Source organism: Sphingomonas sp. (assembly GCF_017745215.1).
In the GTDB taxonomy this organism is placed as follows: Bacteria; Pseudomonadota; Alphaproteobacteria; order Sphingomonadales; family Sphingomonadaceae; genus Sphingomonas.
Window position 1 is genome coordinate 159,312 of record NZ_JAGHZV010000006.1, and the last position, 17,505, is coordinate 176,816.

At 67.5% G+C, this 17,505-nt stretch carries 19 protein-coding genes; 9 read left to right on the plus strand and 10 right to left on the minus strand.

The window, feature by feature from the left end:
- Positions 1 to 61 precede the first annotated feature (61 nt).
- The 4 genes from J7495_RS08240 to J7495_RS08255 all read left to right on the plus strand — a co-directional run bounded on the left by J7495_RS08240 (position 62) and on the right by J7495_RS08255 (position 3,422).
- Entirely contained in the window at positions 62 to 544 is a 483-nt protein-coding gene (locus J7495_RS08240) for a peroxiredoxin (RefSeq protein ID WP_294055996.1), read from the plus strand.
- A 90-nt stretch (positions 545 to 634) separates the two neighbouring features.
- Positions 635 to 874: a hypothetical protein gene (locus J7495_RS08245; protein WP_294055997.1), complete on the plus strand. Its 240-nt coding sequence runs from the start codon at positions 635 to 637 to the stop codon at positions 872 to 874.
- A 192-nt stretch (positions 875 to 1,066) separates the two neighbouring features.
- A complete protein-coding gene (locus J7495_RS08250) occupies positions 1,067 to 2,509 on the plus strand; it encodes an AMP nucleosidase (RefSeq protein WP_294055998.1) in 1,443 nt (480 codons plus the stop codon).
- 7 nt (positions 2,510 to 2,516) lie between these two features.
- Positions 2,517 to 3,422 carry an ornithine cyclodeaminase family protein gene (locus tag J7495_RS08255; RefSeq protein WP_294055999.1) on the plus strand — a complete coding sequence of 302 codons (906 nt, stop codon included), beginning with the start codon at positions 2,517 to 2,519 and terminating at the stop codon, positions 3,420 to 3,422.
- An 81-nt stretch (positions 3,423 to 3,503) separates the two neighbouring features.
- On the opposite strand, the gene J7495_RS08260 is transcribed toward J7495_RS08255, so the two are convergent.
- The 5 genes from J7495_RS08260 to J7495_RS08280 all read right to left on the minus strand — a co-directional run bounded on the left by J7495_RS08260 (position 3,504) and on the right by J7495_RS08280 (position 7,888).
- On the minus strand, positions 3,504 to 4,073 hold the full coding sequence (locus J7495_RS08260; protein ID WP_294056000.1) for a hypothetical protein: 570 nt from the start codon (positions 4,071 to 4,073) through the stop codon (positions 3,504 to 3,506).
- Positions 4,074 to 4,091: 18 nt separating this feature from the next.
- Positions 4,092 to 4,784, minus strand: coding sequence for an SIMPL domain-containing protein (locus tag J7495_RS08265; RefSeq protein WP_294056001.1), 693 nt, complete (start codon positions 4,782 to 4,784; stop codon positions 4,092 to 4,094).
- Positions 4,781 to 6,628 carry a M2 family metallopeptidase gene (locus J7495_RS08270; RefSeq protein ID WP_294056002.1) on the minus strand — a complete coding sequence of 616 codons (1,848 nt, stop codon included), beginning with the start codon at positions 6,626 to 6,628 and terminating at the stop codon, positions 4,781 to 4,783. Before J7495_RS08270 ends, J7495_RS08265 begins: the two co-directional genes overlap by 4 nt.
- Before the next feature lie 62 nt (positions 6,629 to 6,690).
- Positions 6,691 to 7,458, minus strand: a complete 768-nt coding sequence (locus J7495_RS08275) for an alpha/beta fold hydrolase (RefSeq protein ID WP_294056003.1) — start codon at positions 7,456 to 7,458, stop codon at positions 6,691 to 6,693.
- Positions 7,439 to 7,888 (minus strand): GFA family protein, encoded by a 450-nt coding sequence (locus J7495_RS08280; protein ID WP_294056004.1) that lies wholly within the window; start codon positions 7,886 to 7,888, stop codon positions 7,439 to 7,441. The genes J7495_RS08275 and J7495_RS08280 overlap by 20 nt, the downstream gene beginning before the upstream one ends.
- An 89-nt stretch (positions 7,889 to 7,977) precedes the next feature.
- Between J7495_RS08280 and J7495_RS08285 the strand changes: the two genes are divergently transcribed.
- From J7495_RS08285 to J7495_RS08295, 3 genes are read left to right on the plus strand one after another with little or no spacing between them, the layout of a single operon-like run.
- Positions 7,978 to 8,427 (plus strand): MarR family transcriptional regulator, encoded by a 450-nt coding sequence (locus J7495_RS08285; protein WP_294056005.1) that lies wholly within the window; start codon positions 7,978 to 7,980, stop codon positions 8,425 to 8,427.
- Entirely contained in the window at positions 8,420 to 9,502 is a 1,083-nt protein-coding gene (locus tag J7495_RS08290; RefSeq protein WP_294056006.1) for an HlyD family secretion protein, read from the plus strand. The genes J7495_RS08285 and J7495_RS08290 overlap by 8 nt, the downstream gene beginning before the upstream one ends.
- A gap of 1 nt (position 9,503) precedes the next feature.
- Positions 9,504 to 11,105 (plus strand): DHA2 family efflux MFS transporter permease subunit, encoded by a 1,602-nt coding sequence (locus tag J7495_RS08295; RefSeq protein ID WP_294056007.1) that lies wholly within the window; start codon positions 9,504 to 9,506, stop codon positions 11,103 to 11,105.
- Here J7495_RS08295 and J7495_RS08300 read toward each other — a convergent pair.
- The 4 genes from J7495_RS08300 to J7495_RS08315 form a co-directional block, all read right to left on the minus strand.
- Positions 11,059 to 12,444 carry a DUF418 domain-containing protein gene (locus J7495_RS08300; protein ID WP_294056008.1) on the minus strand — a complete coding sequence of 462 codons (1,386 nt, stop codon included), beginning with the start codon at positions 12,442 to 12,444 and terminating at the stop codon, positions 11,059 to 11,061. The genes J7495_RS08295 and J7495_RS08300 overlap by 47 nt on opposite strands.
- Before the next feature lie 63 nt (positions 12,445 to 12,507).
- On the minus strand, positions 12,508 to 12,942 hold the full coding sequence (locus tag J7495_RS08305; RefSeq protein ID WP_294056009.1) for a GFA family protein: 435 nt from the start codon (positions 12,940 to 12,942) through the stop codon (positions 12,508 to 12,510).
- Between the two features lie 128 nt (positions 12,943 to 13,070).
- Positions 13,071 to 14,099, minus strand: a complete 1,029-nt coding sequence (locus J7495_RS08310; RefSeq protein ID WP_294056010.1) for an aspartate-semialdehyde dehydrogenase — start codon at positions 14,097 to 14,099, stop codon at positions 13,071 to 13,073.
- Positions 14,100 to 14,542: 443 nt separating this feature from the next.
- Entirely contained in the window at positions 14,543 to 15,595 is a 1,053-nt protein-coding gene (locus J7495_RS08315; protein ID WP_294056011.1) for a LysR family transcriptional regulator, read from the minus strand.
- Between the two features lie 219 nt (positions 15,596 to 15,814).
- Between J7495_RS08315 and J7495_RS08320 the strand changes: the two genes are divergently transcribed.
- Positions 15,815 to 16,897 (plus strand): GNAT family N-acetyltransferase, encoded by a 1,083-nt coding sequence (locus J7495_RS08320; protein ID WP_294056012.1) that lies wholly within the window; start codon positions 15,815 to 15,817, stop codon positions 16,895 to 16,897.
- Positions 16,890 to 17,285: a transcriptional regulator gene (locus tag J7495_RS08325; RefSeq protein WP_294056013.1), complete on the plus strand. Its 396-nt coding sequence runs from the start codon at positions 16,890 to 16,892 to the stop codon at positions 17,283 to 17,285. Before J7495_RS08320 ends, J7495_RS08325 begins: the two co-directional genes overlap by 8 nt.
- Before the next feature lie 12 nt (positions 17,286 to 17,297).
- On the opposite strand, the gene J7495_RS08330 is transcribed toward J7495_RS08325, so the two are convergent.
- The gene (locus J7495_RS08330) at positions 17,298 to 17,471 is read right to left on the minus strand and encodes a hypothetical protein (RefSeq protein ID WP_294056014.1); all 174 of its coding nucleotides are present in this window, start codon (positions 17,469 to 17,471) and stop codon (positions 17,298 to 17,300) included.
- Positions 17,472 to 17,505: the final 34 nt, after the last annotated feature.

Here is a 17,505-nt window from a genome sequence, read left to right on the forward strand (position 1 = left end):
CGCCATGCTTGAAAATCGTCCCGTCCTCGCCAATTGGGGCGCACCAGAGAGGGAGACCCCAATGACGATTGCGATCGGTGACCGCCTGCCTAGCGCCAAGCTCATCAAGACGACCGAGATCGGCAACGAGCCGGTCGATACGGCAGACTATTTCAAGGGCCGTCGCATCGCGCTCTTCTCGGTGCCGGGTGCCTTCACCCCCACTTGCTCCGCCAAGCATCTGCCGGGCTTCGTCGACAAGGCGGACGCGATCAAGGCCAAGGGCGTCGACGAAGTCGCCTGCACCGCGGTCAACGACGCCTTCGTGATGAAGGCCTGGGGCGCCGCCAACGACGTCGCCGGCAAGGTGACGATGCTCGCCGACGGCAATGGCGATTTCGTCAAGGCGCTGGGCCTTGAGATGGACGGTACCGGTTTCGGCCTGGGCCATCGCGGCAAGCGCTTCTCGATGGTCGTCAACGACGGCATCGTCGAACAACTCAATGTCGAGGCGCCGGGCGAGTTCAACGTCAGCTCGGCCGAATATCTGCTCGAGCAACTCTGAAGCGTCTCAGGGGCGTAACGGCCCGCCGCTGGGCGGGGAAACCGTTTCGCCCGTATGGCGTTGAGAATGGGTAGATGGAAAGGGAATGCAATGACCGACACCCCCGGTAACGATACGACCCCCGCCACCACCGCGACTGCCGAGAAGTCGTTCCTCGAACAGGCTCAGGAAGCGATCGGCGACGCGATCGAGGCGACCGTCGAGGCCGCGAAGGAACACCCCGTCGCCGCCGCGGCGATCGCCGCGGGCGCGACTGCCGCGGTTGCCGGTGCGGCCTATGGCATCAGCCAGCTGCTCGGCAGCGACGAGGACGACGGCAAGAAGGGCTGATCGGGAGGGCGGGGTCCTTTCCGAGAAGGCTCCGCTCCACACTCAACCCGCCATCCCGGCGAAAGCCGGGACCCAGGGCCACAGGCGATGTACTGCTTGACCCTGGGTCCCGGCTTTCGCCGGGATGACGTTTATGGGGAGCGGCGAGGCGCCCCCCTTGCATCCTCGAAAACCCCGGCCTAGCGCTGGTCGATGACTCAAGCTGCAGACATCGTCGCCGAGCTCGACCGGCTCTACACTGCCTCGGTCGAGCGCCTGCAGACCGCCTTGGCCCGCTACCTCGATGACGGCACCCCGCCCGACCGCCAGGCGCGGCTCGACGGCTCGTTCGCCTATCCCGAGATCCACCTGCGCTACCGCGGCGGCAACGAGCAGCGCCCCGCTCCGCCGCGATCCTTCGGCCGGCTGATCGATCCCGGCGAATATCGCATCAGCGTCACCAAGCCGGGCATGTTCGCCGACTATCTCACCGAGCAGCTGACCTTCCTGATCGAGGACTACGACGTCCAGGTGCAGGCGCGTCCCGGCCGGCAGGAAATCCCCTTCCCCTATGTCCTCGATCCCGGCCACGCCTGGAGCCTCGACGAAGTCTCGGCCACCGAGCTCGCGCGCTTCTTCCCGGCGACGGAGCTCGCGCACATCGGCGACGAGATCGCCGACGGCCTGTGGATCGCCAGCGACGAGACCCGCCCGCTCGCGCTGTTCGACGGGCTGCGCACCGACTTCAGCCTCGCGCGCCTCAGGCACTACACCGGCACCCCGGTCGAGCATTTCCAGCAGTACATCCTCTTCACCAACTACCATCGCTACGTCGACGAGTTCGTCCGCTATGCGATCGGGCAGCTCGGCGAAGGGAGCCGCTTCACCGGCGTCTCGGGCGCGGGCGGCATCTATGTCGAGGCGGGCGACGACACCGACCGGCTGCTCAACGACACCTCGGCGTGGCGCCGCCACCAGATGCCTGCCTATCACCTGATCGCGCCGAACCGCACGGGCATCACGCTGGTCAACATCGGCGTCGGCCCCTCGAACGCCAAGACGATCACCGACCATCTCGCGGTGCTGCGCCCCGAAGCGTGGCTGATGATCGGCCATTGCGGAGGCCTCCGCCCCAGCCAGCGGATCGGCGACTATGTCCTCGCCCACGCCTATCTGCGCGACGACCATGTCCTCGACGATGTGCTGCCCCCCGAGATCCCGATCCCCGCAATCGCCGAGGTCCAGCTCGCGCTCGCCCGCGCCGCGGCGACGATCTCGGGCCAGTCGGGCGACGAATTGAAGGCGCGGCTGCGCACCGGCACGATCGTCACCACCGACGACCGCAACTGGGAGCTGCGCTACTCGACGACGGCGCTGCGCTTCTCGCTGAGCCGCGCGGTCGGCGTCGACATGGAGAGCGCGACGCTCGCCGCGCAGGGCTATCGCTTCCGCGTGCCCTACGGCACCTTGCTCTGCGTCTCGGACAAGCCGCTCCACGGCGAGCTAAAGCTCCCCGGCCAGGCCAACCGCTTCTACGAGCGCGCGATCGCCGAGCACCTCAAGATCGGCATCGAGACCTGCGAGGAGCTGCGCCGCGAGGGCCCCAAGCTCCACTCGCGCAAGCTCCGCGCCTTCAACGAGCCGCCGTTCCGCTGAGCCGCCGATGCGCCTGATCGACCGCGAGGAAGTCGCCCGGCGGCTCGATCATGCGACCTGCATCGCCCTCGTCCGCGAGGCGATGATCGCGCTCGCCGAGGGGCGCTCGGCGCAGCTGCTCCGCGGCATCCTCGATCTAGGTAGCGGCGACCTGTTCGGGGTGATGCCCGGCGCGCTCGGCGCGGGATTCGGTGCCAAGCTGGTGAGCGTCTTTCCGGGCAAGCCTCGCTCGCACCAGGGCGTGATCGCGATGTTCGACCGCGAAACCGGCGCGCCGACCGCAGTGATCGAGGGCGGCGAAGTCACGGCGATCCGCACCGCCTGCGCTTCGGCCGCGGCGACCGATGCGCTCGCTCGCCGTGATGCGCGGACGCTCGCAATCCTCGGCACCGGCGAACAGGCCTGGCAACACGCGCTTGCGGTGCCGCTGGTCCGGCCGATCGAGGAGATCCGCATCTGGGGCCGCGATCTCGCGCGTGCCGAGGCGCTCGCCGCACGCATCGGCGGCCACGCCCGGGCTGCCGCCACGGCCCGCGAGGCAGTGGCCGGCGCCGACGTGGTCTGCACCACCACCGCCGCCGCCGAGCCGATCCTCTTCTCGGACGACGTCGCCGACGGCACGCACCTCAACGTCATCGGGTCGAGCCATGCCGGGCCGTGCGAGATCGACACCGCGCTCGTCGCCCGCGCGCGCTTCGTTCCCGATCACCGCGCCGGCGTGCTCGCGCAGGGCGCCGAGTTCCTCCGCGCCAGGGCCGAAGGGCTGGTCGGCGACGACCATGTCCTGCCGGAGATCGGCGCGGTCTACGCCGGTACCGCGCCCGGCCGGCTCGGCGACCGCGACGTGACGATCTACAAGTCGCTCGGCTCGATCGTGCAGGACCTCGCCTGCGCGCAGTGGCTCGTCCGGTAGAGGAAGGGTCTACTCTCCCCCCCAACGTCATCCCGGCGAAAGCGGGATGATGGTAGTGGCTAACCCAAATCCGATGGCGAGCTAGTCGAGGCTCGCGCCCGGGCACTCGGGAATCGGCACTGCCCGCCCCTGCCGCAGCTCGATCCGGAAGGCATGAGCGCGCGACACGAAGCTCCCCGCTTCGCGCCCGGGGGGCAGCCCCGATTCCTCGACGAGCACGCAAGGCACGACGCCGAGGCTGCCGAACGCCATCCGCCGGTTCTCGATCGTGCCGAGCCGCGGCGCCTGGCCGCGCAACGCGGCTTCGATGTCCTCCTCGACCCGCTCCTCGGCCCCGCGTTCGCGTGGACCCAGCGTGAAGGCGCGGATGCGGCTGAAGTGCGTGGTCCGCTCGACGAGGAGCACCTTGGGCGCCCCGCGCGTCCAGATCACGTCGATCGCGCGCTCGAACCGCATCAGCCGCCGCTGCGGCACGCCGGGCCCGCGCAGCCAGGCGACGGTCGACACCGCCGCGTCGCCCGCATCGATCGCCGGCGCCGAGATCGTCCAGGCGCGATCGGGCGAGCGCACCTGCCCGCCCTGGACACCGTCGATATGGTCGGCGGCCGGCACCGCTAGGACCAGCACCAGCGCAGCCATGAGCTTCATCATTTCGTCAGTGCCCTGCGATCAGCGATCGAGCAGATAGGTGACCTTGACGGGCACCACGAACCGCACCTTGTTCGCCGGCGCGGGCACGGCTTGCGTCGTCATCGCAAGCTGGAGGCTCTCGAGCGGATTGTCCCCGCTCGACTGGACGATCCGGCGAACACCCAAGACCCGCAGGCCGAGCTGCTGCGCATAGGCTTCGGCATCGGGCCGCCCCCGCGTGAGCGCATCCGCCTGGGCCGCACGGCGCGCCGCGGCGCAGTCGAACAGCACGCCCGAAGGTCCCTGGATATTGCGGGCACCGGCCTGGCGCAGCGCCGCCGCTGCACGCTCCGCGCTCTGGCGGTCCCGGAAGACCGCCTGATAGGTCTCGAACTGCGGCACGACCGGCTCGTCGGCGTCTTGGGTGTCGGGGTCGGGGCCGCCCACGGCCTCGTTCCCGACGAAGCCCAGCTTATAGGGGTCCGGCGCACAGACCGGCTGGTCGATCGGCCCGAGCGGCCGGATCGCGGCGACCGCCGCAGTCTTGGCTGAGGCGACCTGGGCGCCCGCTTCCTCGGGGGATACGCCGGGCGCGAAGAAATAGCCCGATACCCGATAGCCCTGCGCCGGCACCTCCGCGGTGCCTGCGACGCCGATCTCGACCTCGACCGGGCCGGGCGCCGCCGCTGCGGCATCCTGCCCGGCAAGCAGCAGCGCGAGCAGCGCGGTCACCACCCCTGCGCCTCGCCCTTGTTCTGCTCGTCGAGCCAGGCCTTCAGCGGCGCGAAATATTCCATCAACGCCTTGCCCGAGATCTCGCGGCTGCCGGTGAACGCCTCGAGCGCGTCGGGCCAGGGCTTGGAGGCGCCCATCTCGAGCATCTTGTTCAGCCGCGCGCCGACTTCCTTGTTGCCGTAGAAGGAACAGCGGTGGAGCGGGCCCTTCCAGCCGGCCTGGTCGCACGCCGCCTTGAAGAACTGGAATTGGAGCAGCCGCGCGAGGAAATAGCGGGTGTAGGGCACGCTAGAAGCGACGTGATACTTCGCGCCCGGATCGAACCTGGTCTCGTCGCGCGGCTCGGGGGGCACGATGCCCTGGTACTGGAGCCGCAGCGCGTTCCACGCCGCTTCGTAATGTTCGGGCTTGATCTGGCCGGAGAAGACGCCCCAGCGCCACTTGTCGATCAGCAGGCCGAAGGGCAGGAACGCCACCTTGTCCATCGCCTGGCGAAGCAGCAGCCCGACGTCCTTGTCCTCGCTCGGCACCTTCGAGGGATCGAGCAGCCCGATCTGGACGAGATAGTCGGGCGTGATCGACAGCGCGATGAAGTCGCCGATCGCTTCGTGGAAGCCGTCGTTGGCGCCGTTGCGGTAGAGCAGGGTCTGCGCCTGGTACGCGCGCTGGTAGTAATTATGGCCCAGCTCGTGGTGGATCGTGACGAAATCGTCCGAATTCACCTTGATGCACATCTTGATGCGCACGTCGTTCTTGTCGTCGAGATCCCAGGCCGAGGCGTGGCAGATGACTTCGCGGTCGGCGGGCTTGAGGAACTGCGAGCGCTGCCAGAAGCTCTCGGGCAGCTTCTCGAAGCCGAGCGACGAGTAGAAGCCCTCGCCCGTCTCGACCATCTTCTTCCAGTCGTATCCCTTGGCCTTGAGCAGGTCGCCGGTGTCATAGCCCAGGTCGCCAGCCCCGGCGGGGGCGACGATGTCGTAGATGTTGCCCCATTCCTGCGCCCACATGTTGCCGAGCAGGTCGGCGCGGATCGGCCCGCTGCGGTCCTGCACCGCCGCGCCGTACTTCTCCGCGAGCTTGCGGCGGACATAGGTGTGGAGCGACTCGTAGAGCGGCTTCACTTCCTCCCAGAGCTTGTCGGTGAGCTTGGCGAACTCCTCGGGGGGCATGTCGTAGCTCGAGCGCCACATCGTGCCGACGTCCGAGAAACCCAATTCGCGCGCGCCTTCGTTGGCGATGCCGGTCATCCGCGCGAAATCGTTGCGCATCGGCGCGCCGACATTGTCGTGCCAGCTCGTCCACATCTCCTTCAATTCTTCGGGGTTGCGGCTGGTGCCCATCGCCGCCTCGATGTCGCTGCCGCTGATCGGCTTGCCGTTCAGCGTGCCCTTGCCCTTGCCATAGGCCGAGCTGAGCCGCGTCGAGATTTCCGAGAGCGCCGCGGCAGCGCCGTCGCGGGTCGGCGCGGGCAAGGTGATCGCGCTCCTCAGCATGTCGAGCTTGCGCCTGGTGTCGGGCGAAAGGTCCTTGATGGCCTGGTACTTCGCCGCCTCTAGCGCGTAGCGCACCGCCATCTCGGTGCCGCGCGCGCCATATTCGGCGGCGAGCGCATCGGTGTCGTCGGTGATATAGGTGGCGTTGATCCAGGCGACGCGGTTCGCGGTCAGGTTGAACTCGTAGAATTCCTTCTCGACCTTGGCGACGAAGGCGTCCGCATCAGCCGCGGTCGGCGCGGGGGCGGGAGCAGCAGCCTTGCGCGACTGCGCCGCGGCGGGCGACGCGACGGAGGGCAGGACGAGAAGCGCGGCGAGCGCGAGCAGCGAAGTGCCGGTACGGAGCATGGGACGAGACCCTCGGAACGTTTGCGGAATGGGCCGGACAGTGCAGTCGGCCCGCGCCGGGGTCAAGCGGCGAGGAACTCGGCGATCGCCTGGCCCAGCTCGGGCTTGATCACCGCGCTCATATGCCCGCCCGGCACGTCGCGCGCGGTGGCGTTGGGAAGCCAGGCGGCGAGCTCGGCGTGGCTACCATTGTCCTGGTCCTCCTCCCCCGACACCACAAGCACCGGCTGGGTGATCGCCGCAAGCTGCGCGCGCGTCGTGTCGACGAAGCTGCCGATCAGCAGGAGCAGCGCTTCGGGATCGCCCTTGGTGGTCTTGAGGAACGCCTCGGCATTCCATTCGGGGGTGCCGCGCTCGTGCTTGCCGAGGTTGGTGAGGATGTTGCGGAAGTGGCTCGAGCGCTTGCCGGTGTTGATCAGCCCCTCCAGCCCCATCCCGCCCAGCACCACGCGGCGCGGCGAAGCACCCGTCAGCAGCATCCGCACAGTCGTGCGCGCGCCGAGCGAATAGCCGCCAAGATCGTAGTCCGTCAGGCCGAGGCGCGCGAGCAGCGCGTCGCCGTCCTTCGCGAGCACGTCGGGCGGATAGGCGGCCGGGTCGTGCGGCGCGGCGCTTTGGCCGTGCGCGCGGAGATCGGGCATGATCACCCGGAAGCCCTTGGCCGCGATCGCCGCGGCATGGCCATAGCGGATCCAGTTGGTCCAGGCGTTGGAGAAGAGCCCGTGGAGCAACACCACCGGCCTTCCCTCCCCCAGCTCGTGCCAGGCGAGCTCGACGCCGTCGAAGCTCTGGAACCGGTGCGTCGCGAAATCAGTCGGGGAGGTTGCCAATGGCCTTGATCCAGCGGTCGACGAGGGGCTGATACTCGTCCACCCGATGCATCGGCAGATCGCGCGTGTCGAGCCAGGATTCGTGCAAAATCGCGTCCGCCGCGAAGTGCGAGATCGGCCGCAGCCCGGAGGGATCGTCGAAGCTGCCCACCGTGAGGTCGATCTTCGGACTGTCCGGATAGCGGAAGGTCAGCGGCGTGCCGCAGTCCTTGCAATAGCCGCGCATCGCGATCGGCGAGGAGGCATATTCGTCGGGCGGGTGCGTCCATTCGAGGTCCGCCTGGAGCACGTTCTTGAACGCCGCCGCGAAGCCGCCGGTGGCGCGCTGGCACATCCGGCAGTGGCAGAGATAAGCCTCGTCATTCTCGACGCGCACGCTGTAGCGCACGCGACCGCACTGGCATCCGCCGGTCATCACCTGCTCGCTCATGCACTTTCCCTAGCCGCATCTTCGCATGCGCACAATGCAACACCCGTTGCGAGTTGCAATCTATAACCATGCTTATTATATCCCCGCACATGACCACCGAATCGATCGGATTCCTGCTCGGCGACACCGCGCGCCTGATGCGCAAGCGCTTCGACGAGCGTGCGCGCAAGAGCGGCGCGACGGGAACGCAGTGGCGCACGCTCAAGATTCTCGAGCGGCGCGAGGGCATCAACCAGGGCCAGCTCGCCGAAATGCTCGAGGTCGAGCCGATATCAGCCTCTCGTATGATCGACCGGCTGGTGGAATCGGGCCTAGTCGAGCGGCGCAACGATCCGGGCGACCGGCGCGCGTGGCGGATCCACCTGACCGAAAAGGCCCGCCCCGTCCTCGCCGAGCTTCACGACGTCGCGACGGGAATGATCGAAGAGCTGCTTCAGGGGTTGAGTCCCCGCGAGATCGAAACCGTGCTGCATGCGCTCGACGTCATGCGCGCCAACATGACCACCGAGCATGAGAGAAACGAGGCCGCGCATGGCTGACGCAGACCCCAAGAAGATCGAAGCCGCCGCCGGCCAGCCGGCGATCGAGATTGCTGCCGAGGCGAAGCCCAGGCGCGGCCTGCTCCGCCCGTTGCTGATGTTCGGCGTGCCGCTGATCGTGCTCGCGATCGTCGGCTATCTCTGGCTGACCTCCGGCACCTCGGTGTCGACCGACAACGCTTACGTCCAGCAGGACAAGGTCTCGGTCTCGACCGACGTCGCCGGCCGCATCGTCGAGGTGGCGGTGAAGGAGAACCAGCACGTCAAGGCCGGTGACCTGCTCTTCCGCATCGATCCCGACCCCTATCGCATCGCGGTCGCCCAGGCCGATGCGGCGATCGCCAACGCACAGGTCGAGCTGCAGACGCTGCAGACCAGCTACCAGGGCACCGGCGCCGACATCCAGGCCGCGCGCGACAAGATCGCGCAGGCGCAGGAGGACTTCAACCGCCAGGCCGAGCTGATGAAGCGCGGCTTCACGACGCGCGCCAGCTACCAGGCGGCGCAGCACGCGGTCGAGCAGGCCAAGGCCCAGCTCCAGAGCGCCGAGTCCGACGCGGCCGAGGCCAAGTCGAAGCTCGCGACGGGCGCCGCCGTCCCCGGCGAGACCCCCGCCATCGCCGCCGCCCGCGTCCAGCGCGCCAAGGCGGTGCTCGACCTCGCGCGCACCGAGGTCCGCGCGCCGGTGAGCGGCTATGTCAGCCAGACCGGCAGCCTGCAGGTCGGCCAGCAGATGATCACCGGCCTTTCGGCCGTGACGATCGTCTCGGACAAGCCCGCCTGGGTCGACGCCAACTTCAAGGAGACCGACCTCAACAAGATGCGCGTCGGCCAGTGCGCGCTGCTGAGCTTCGACGCCTATCCGGGGCTCAAGCTCAAGGGTCACGTCCAGTCGCTCGGCGCGGGCACGGGCAGCGTCTTCTCGGTGCTGCCGGCGCAGAACGCCAACGGCAATTGGGTGAAGGTCACCCAGCGCGTGCCGGTGCGGATCGCGATCGACGAGAAGAGCCCGCGCGAAATGATCGCCGGCCTCTCGACCGACGTGACCGTCAAGTTCAGCGGACCGTGTAACTGAGATGGCCACGGCAGCTCCCGGCCGTGGCAGCCGGGCGGGCGAGGCGCCTCCCCCCACGCCCCCACGCCCGCAAGCCGGCGTCGCCGCGCTCGAGACCAGGAACCGCGGCCTGCTGACGATCGGCGTCATGATGGCGACGGTCATGCAGATCCTCGACACCACCATCGCCAACGTCGCGCTGCCGCACATGCAGGCGGCGCTCAGCGCGACGTCGGACACGATCACCTGGGTGCTGACGAGCTACATCGTCGCCTCGGCGATCGCGATCCCGATCACCGGCTGGCTCTCCGACCGGCTGGGCTCGCGCAACCTGTTCCTCTTCTCAACGATCGGCTTCGTCGTCGCCTCTGCGCTGTGCGGCGCGGCGCAGACGCTCACCGAGATGGTGGCCTTCCGCATCCTCCAGGGAATCACCGCCGCCTTCCTCAATCCCTTGAGCCAGACGGTGATGCTCGACATCAACCCGCCCGAGCGCCAGGCCAAGGCGATGTCGATCTGGGGCATGGGGATCATGGTCGGCCCGATCATGGGCCCGCTGATCGGCGGCTACCTCACCGACAATTTCAACTGGCGTTGGGTATTCTACGTCAACCTGCCGGTGGGCGTGATCACCATCGCCATCCTGTGGTTCCTCCTGCCCTCGCGCCCGATCCGCAAGCGGCCGTTCGACATCTTCGGCTTCACCCTGCTCTCGCTGGGCATCTCCTCGCTCCAGCTGATGCTCGACCGCGGCCAGCAGCAGGACTGGTTCGCATCGACCGAAATCTGGATCGAGGCGCTGGTCGCCGGGATCACGCTGTGGATGTTCGCCATCCACCTTGCGCTCGGCAAGCAGCCGATGTTCGACCGCGACCTGTGGAAGCACCGCAACCTCGTCACCGCGGTGTTCTTCATGCTCGTGATCGGCCTGGTGATGATGGCGACGATGGCGCTGCTGCCGTCGATGCTCCAGTCGCTCTACGGCTTCTCGGTGTTCGATACAGGGCTGCTGCTGATGCCGCGCGGCTTCGGCGTGGTGATCACCATGGCGCTCTCGGCGCAGCTCATCCAGCGCGGGCTCGATCCGCGCTGGACCGTCGGCATCGGCCTCGCGATCGCCGCCTATTCGCTGTGGGAGATGGCGGGCTGGACGATCGAGATGGGGACGATGCCGTTCATCATCTCGGGCGTCGTCCAGGGCCTCGGGCTCGGGCTGGTGTTCATGCCGCTCAACGGCCTCGCCTTCCAGGGCCTGCCCGCGCACTACCGCACCGAAGGCTCGAGCGTGATGAACCTCGCGCGCAGCGTCGGCGCGTCGGTTGGCATCTCGATCGTCACCACGCTGCTCGCGCGCAACATCCAGACCAGCCACCAATATCTGAGCGAGCACGTCACCGCGGGCACCATGTCGGGGCTCAACCTGCTCGGCCAGCTGCCCGTCCAGGCCGGGGCGGTGATGGGCATGGTCAACAACATCGTGAACCAGCAGGCTGCGATGATCGCCTATCTCAACGACTATTGGCTGATGGCGCTGGTCACCGCGGCAAGCGTGCCGCTGGTGCTGCTGCTGCGCGTCTCTAAGGGGCCGATAGAGCGCCCGGATCCGGCCGCGGCGGGGCATTGAGCGGACGCCGCAGCAACGGTTGCCGCCGGACGTAGGACAGGCTCCGCCACAGCCATTCGAGCGGCCCGCTGACGAAGACCTGCATCCAGGCGTTGGCGAGGACGATCAGCAGCGCGATCCCTGCGGTCGAGATCACCGCCATCTTCGCCCAGCCGAACGTCCCCCAGGCGAGCAGCCCCCAGGGCGCGAACAGGATGTACTTCCCCACGAACTGCTGGGTGAAATAGAGCGAGAAGGCCATCCGCCCCGGTGCGCGGAACACGCCCAGCGCGGCCTGGCCGGCGCGGGTCTGGTAAAGCCAGTTGACCAGCGCGAGGTGCCCAAGCCCCATCGCCAGCCGCGCGGGCTCGGCGGTGAACCATAGCGTCCGCGGCCCTGGCCCGAACGCCATCGTCTCGCCGATGCCGATCAGCCGCGCGGTGATGCCGAAGCCATAGGCGGCGAGCAGCATGCCCAGGTAGAAGCGCCTGCTCCGCCCGCCCTGGATCACCTGCCACTTCCACAGCGCGACGCCGATCAGCATCGTGCAGAAGGCCTCGACGACGTCCCAGACCAGCCAGGTCTGCGCAAGCACGCCCCAATAGCCCCAGGCCTCGCGCGCATAGGGGATGAGCCCGCCCTTGTGCGCGGCATGCTCCTCGGCGATCCGCTGGCGCATCTCGGGGCCGGGAGTGCGCTGCGCCTCGACCTTGCGCCAGTCGGCGAGCGCCTTCTGGTCCGTCTCCGTAAGCGCCGCGCCCGCCACCTGGCGCGCCTCGGCCGCCTCGACCTGGTGGACCAGCACCGTCCGCCCGGCATATTCGCGCGCGCCATATTCGGGAATGCCGACGATGCAGCACGCCATCCAGCCGAGCCCGAGCACCATCAGCCACTTCGGATCGAGCCGGCGAAACGGGAAGAGGAACAGCGCGGCGAGCGCATAGATGTGGAGGATGTCGCCCGGCCACAGCAGGACGAACACGTCGAACAGCCCGAAGCCGAGCAGCCAGAAGTTGCGGCGGTAATAGAGGTCCGACACCGCCACCGGCCCGTCGCCGTCCATTGCCTTGCGCGCGATCACCATCATCCCCGCGCCGAACAGCAGCTCGAGCAGGCAGCGCTGGGTGCCGGCGAAGAACAGGTTGACGAACGCCCAGGCGTGCTGGTCGGCGACCGACCAGCCGACCGAGCGGATGTCGGCCGAGAATTGCCAGATCGGCGCGGCCATATAGGGCACGTTGATGTAGAAGATGCCGAGGATCGCGATCCCGCGCGTCACGTCGAGCACGTCGATGCGCGCCTTCGCCGGCACCGGCGCCAACGCTGCTTCGCTCGACTCGCTCATCTTCGGACCCGCCACGCTCACTACGCGGGCGCAACTAACCTGGAGCAAGTCAATTTGGCGTAAAGACGCGCCTCCGGTTTAGCGGAAAAACCGGCCCCAGGCCTCCATCGGCGCGGCGTCCGCATAGGCCTCGGCATCCTCGGGCAGCGTTATCCAGGGCTGTTTGGTCGAGGTGAAGATGTGGACGACGGGGCTGAGCCGCTCGCTCCCGTCGATCGTGCCGGCGCGGACGATCACCAGCCCGGGCCGCGCCTCGTTGGTGTTGTAGAGCCGCGTGAGGCATTCGGGGCAATAGCGCTGGATGCTCCGCGACCCGCTCGGCCCCGTCATCGCGACTTCGAGCGGGCTGCCCTCGACGCTGAGCACCGCTTCGCGCACGGGCATCTGGTGCGCGAACGACGCGCCGGTCGAGCGCTGGCAGAGCGTGCAATGGCAGGCATAGGTGAGCGGCATCGCCTCGACGTCGAGGCTGTAGCGAGTCTTGCCGCAGCGGCAGCCCCCGGTGACGGTCATAGGTTCGTTCCCCCTTGGATGCGCCGGCAATGACTTCCCTTAAACCGTCATCCCGGCGCAAGCCGGGATGACGGTAGGTAGTTCTATCTCACCTCACCCTGCCCGCCTTGACCAGAGCGAGAAGAAAATCACGCCGCCTTCTTCAGATGGCGCCGCCCCAGCAATTCCGCGATCTGCACCGCGTTCAGCGCCGCGCCCTTGCGGAGGTTGTCCGAGACCACCCACAAGGCCAGGCCGTTGTCCACCGTCGGATCCTCGCGCACGCGGCTGACATAGGTCGCATATTCGCCGACGATCTCGACCGGGGTGACGTATCCCCCGTCCTCGCGCTTGTCGACGAGCATCACCCCCGGCGCCTCGCGCAAGATCGACTGCGCCTGCTTCGCGCTGATCTCGTCCTCGAACTCGACGTGCACGGCCTCCGAATGGCCGACGAACACCGGCACGCGCACGCAGGTCGCGACCACCTTGATCTTGGGATCGAGGATCTTCTTGGTCTCGACCACCATCTTCCATTCCTCCTTGGTGAAGCCGTCGTCGAGGAACTTGTCGATGTGCGGGATCACGTTGAAGGCGATCTGCTTGGTGAACTTCTGCGGCTCGGCGGTGTCGCCGACGAAGATGTTGCGGCTCTGCTCGAACAGCTCGTCCATCCCCGCCTTGCCCGCGCCCGAGACCGACTGGTAAGTCGCGACCACGACGCGCTTGATCTTCGCGGCATCGTGGAGCGGCTTCAGCGCCACCACCATCTGCGCGGTCGAGCAATTGGGGTTGGCGATGATGTTCTTGGCGCGATAGCCGTCGATCGCCTGCGGGTTCACCTCGGGGACGATCAGCGGCACGTCCGGGTCCATCCGGTAGAGCGACGAATTGTCGATCACCGTGCACCCCGCCTGCGCGAACCTGGGCGCGTGGATCGCAGTCGCTTCCGATCCGATCGCGAACAGCGCGATGTCCCAGCCGGTGGGGTCGAAATGCTCGATGTTCTTCACCTTGAGCATCCGCCCGGTCTCGCCGAACTCGATCTCGTCGCCGGTCGAGCGCGCGCTCGCGAGCACCGCGAGTTCGTCGATCGGGAATTCGCGCTCGGCGAGGATGTTCAGCATCTCGCGCCCGACATTGCCGGTGGCGCCGGCGACCACGACCCGATAGCCCATCGAATACTCCTCAAGGAAAGCGTGCCGCCGCTACGCCCGCATGGGCGGCGATGCAAGCACGAGGACCCCTAAGATGGGGTCGCGGTCCGGCGGCGCAATGGCTGGGCGGTTGGCTTTCGGTCGCGGGACATTTTCCATCAGGATCCGTCACCCTGAACTTGTTTCAGCGTCCAATTCTCCACGAGCGACACCGCCCGGAGGAGAGTTGGATGCTGAAACAAGGGCCCGTCATCATTTGCGAGACGGGATTGAGCACTCCCTAACCGTCATCCCGGCGAAAGCCGGGACCCAGGGTTACAAAGGGTGTTGCTCGCGGCCCTGGGTCCCGCCTTTCGCCGGGATGACGTCAGGGGGGTAGCCCGTTCAAGAGGACACGCTCAAGTTCGGCGTGACGGCTTGTTGGTTGGTAAAGGAACGGCAAAAGAGCCGAACGTCGATCCAGGCTACCCCCGCCGTCCCGGCTTGAGCACATGCGAGGTCATGTCCTCGAACAGCTCGACCACGTCGCCGCTCCGATCCGCACCGGGGAATTCGTCGGGATGGATGAACTCGTCGGCGAACCAGGGATAGCGCTTCGGGTCGAACGCGCCCTTCAGCCACTCCACCGCGGCGCGGATCGCCGGCGCGTTGCGCGCGCTGCTGTGATAGTAGATCCACAGGTCGAAGCGCAGCTGGAACGGCAGCGACAGCGGGATCAGCTGCTTGCTGAGCACGCGCGCATAGGTCGGGAAGGCGCCGATCCCCGCGCCGTTGATCACCGCCCAGTAGAGCGACATCGCCGAATTCGAGCGGATCGGCATGAACCCCGCCGGGCGATCGGTGCCGACGAAATAGTCGATCAACCCGGAATTAACGCCCGGAGCGAATTGTTCGACGAAGCGGTGGTTGCGGCGCAGGTCCGCGAAGGAATTGGGCTCGCCGAACTCGCGCAGATAGGATTGCGAGGCGAACAGCATGAAATGCAGCGCGCCCAGCCGGGCGCGGACCAGCTCGGGATTGCGCGGCTCGCGGAAGGTGATGCCGACGTCGACGTCGTGCCCCCGCTCGCTCGACGCGTCGTAGCTGTGCTCGAGCGAGATGGTCAGGTCCGGCAGCTTCTGGTTGAGCTCCATGATCTGCGGCGTGAGCCACACGCTGCCGAGCGCTTCGGTGCAGGCGATGCGAATCTCGCCGGGCTTGACCAGCACGTCGTCGCGCCCGTCGGCATAGGTGCTCGACGTGTTGCGCATCTCGCAGGCGACTTCGTAGAGCGCGGTGCCGGCGTCGGTCAAAGTAACGCCCTTGATCGCCCGGCGGAGCAGCGTCGCGCCCGATTCCGCCTCCAGGCGTTCCACCCTGCGACGCACGGTGTTCACCGAAAGCTGCAGCTGGACCGCCGCCGCTCGGAAGCTAAGTGCCTCGCAAACCGCCAGAAATGCCCGCAGGTCGTCCCAATGGACGTTGCGCGCGATCGCGCGCACCCGCTGGGCGTTCCACGCCGGAACGGGGCGTTCCAAACTTTGGATCGCCGGTTTCGCGTCCACCCCCGCTATCCTTCCGTTACCAACAACATGCACGTCCATCCATCGACCAAGGAGCCGCCCGTGCGATCAGATGTCATCCCCTCCGGAAGCGGGCATCTTGGCCGGATTCGCTTCTCGGAACAAGTCGAGCGCGTCATTGAGCGTTATCGGGCGCACGAACAGGATCGCCGGATCGCCACCTGGCCCGAAATCGTGGCCCAGCACAAGGCCGCGAATACCGCCTTTCCGCTCGCTTCGATCGATGCCGTGCGCGCCGTCTGGCAGCGCAATCCGAACGTCTTCTGGCTGGTCGGCGCCGCGGACGCGCCCAATCCCGCGCTGTTCGTCTACCTGCCGCTGACCGCGGTCGGCGCGTCGAAGCTCGTTTCCGGCGAGTTCGACGGGCGCGCGCCCGACCCCGCGCTGATCGCCACCCCCGGCGAACCGCCGGCCGCGCTCTATTTCTGGCTGACCCTCGCCGAGCACCGGATGCGCAAGGGCCTGCCCGGCCTCGCCCGCTGCATCGCCGACGCCTCGCCCGAGCCCGTCCCCTTCTTCTCGCGCGCGATGACCGACGCGAGCCGCACGATCAGCCAGGGCATGGGCTTCATCCAGGCGCGCGAGGCCTATCCCAACGCGCCCGAATGGCTGCTGGTGATCCTGCCCGAGGGCAAACCCGACCGCCGCACCCAGCCCAGGCTCGACGTGCGCATGGTCCGCAGCTTCGAGGACATGGCGACGATCGTCGCGATCCGAAGCGCGACTTATCTCGCCGAACAATTCTGCCTGTATTCGGAAGAATTCGACGGCAACGACTTTTGCGCGACTCAATTTATCGGCTATGTAGACGGCGATCCTGCGGGATGCATCCGTATGCGTTACTTTGGTGACTTCGTGAAGCTCGAGCGGCTCGCAGTCCGCCGCGAGTATCGTCACACTCGCCTCGCCTTCCGGCTGGTCCGCGAAGCGGCGCTGCTGGCACGGCGCAAGGGGTTCCGCCTCGCCTATGGCCATGCCCGCGAAGACCTCGTGCCCTTCTGGCGCATGTTCGGGGGCCGCGAGATGGAGGGCCGTCCCGCCTTCCGCTTCGCCGACATCAACTATCGCGAGATGACGATCGATCTCGGCGCGATGCGCAACGATGCGATCCGCCTGGGCGTCGACCCGCTCGTCTCCATCCGACCAGAGGGCGACTGGGATCGCGCCGGCCCATTGGAACTGTCGAACCTGCGGCCAAGCAGGGAACAGCTGATCAGGAAACACACCAGGACCATCCGGGGGAACATGAATGACTGACGCCAAATCCCGCCGAACGACCCTCGCGGAGCTGTTCACCGAAGCCGGCGACGGCCAGATCTCGCCGCTCAAGCGCGCCCAGGCGCTCTACGACATGCGCCGCGCGCGCGAGCCCTTCTTCGGCGGCAACGCCGACCTGTTCGGCGAGCCCGCGTGGGACATCCTGCTCGATCTCTACATCGGCCATGAGCGCGGGGTGGAGATGTGCGTGAGCGACGCATGCATCGGCGCCTGCGTGCCGCCCTCGACGGCGATCCGCTGGCTGGCGATCCTGGAGGAGCGCGGGCTGATCGAGCGCGATGCCGATCCGTTCGATGCCCGCCGGCGCTGCGTGCGCCTCACGCGCCGCGCGCGCGAGCTGCTCACGGCCTATCTGCTGTCCTGCTGACAAGCCAAGCGATCAAGGCTGAGCGGCGCGTCCGACGAGTTCGGCACGCGCCGCGTGCGCGCGCATGATGTCGAGCCCGGTCTCGACATGGACAGCGGCAAGCGGCAGCCCGGCCAGATCGCAGACCCGCACCAATTCCTCGCCGATCGCGATCGCCTGATTCAGCAACTCAACCTGACTCGCCACGCTGGATACTCCCGGAAACTGCCTCTCCGGCAGG

Coding starts and splice junctions, on each gene's coding strand:
- J7495_RS08295 (WP_294056007.1), top strand. CDS start 9,504: ATGGCCACGGCAGCTCCCGGCCGTGGCAGCCGGGCGGGCGAGGCGCCT.
- J7495_RS08260 (WP_294056000.1), bottom strand. CDS start 4,073: ATGATGAAGCTCATGGCTGCGCTGGTGCTGGTCCTAGCGGTGCCGGCC.
- J7495_RS08325 (WP_294056013.1), top strand. CDS start 16,890: ATGACTGACGCCAAATCCCGCCGAACGACCCTCGCGGAGCTGTTCACC.
- J7495_RS08270 (WP_294056002.1), bottom strand. CDS start 6,628: ATGCTCCGTACCGGCACTTCGCTGCTCGCGCTCGCCGCGCTTCTCGTC.
- J7495_RS08280 (WP_294056004.1), bottom strand. CDS start 7,888: ATGAGCGAGCAGGTGATGACCGGCGGATGCCAGTGCGGTCGCGTGCGC.
- J7495_RS08285 (WP_294056005.1), top strand. CDS start 7,978: ATGACCACCGAATCGATCGGATTCCTGCTCGGCGACACCGCGCGCCTG.
- J7495_RS08245 (WP_294055997.1), top strand. CDS start 635: ATGACCGACACCCCCGGTAACGATACGACCCCCGCCACCACCGCGACT.
- J7495_RS08290 (WP_294056006.1), top strand. CDS start 8,420: ATGGCTGACGCAGACCCCAAGAAGATCGAAGCCGCCGCCGGCCAGCCG.
- J7495_RS08310 (WP_294056010.1), bottom strand. CDS start 14,099: ATGGGCTATCGGGTCGTGGTCGCCGGCGCCACCGGCAATGTCGGGCGC.
- J7495_RS08250 (WP_294055998.1), top strand. CDS start 1,067: ATGACTCAAGCTGCAGACATCGTCGCCGAGCTCGACCGGCTCTACACT.
- J7495_RS08240 (WP_294055996.1), top strand. CDS start 62: ATGACGATTGCGATCGGTGACCGCCTGCCTAGCGCCAAGCTCATCAAG.
- J7495_RS08305 (WP_294056009.1), bottom strand. CDS start 12,942: ATGACCGTCACCGGGGGCTGCCGCTGCGGCAAGACTCGCTACAGCCTC.
- J7495_RS08255 (WP_294055999.1), top strand. CDS start 2,517: ATGCGCCTGATCGACCGCGAGGAAGTCGCCCGGCGGCTCGATCATGCG.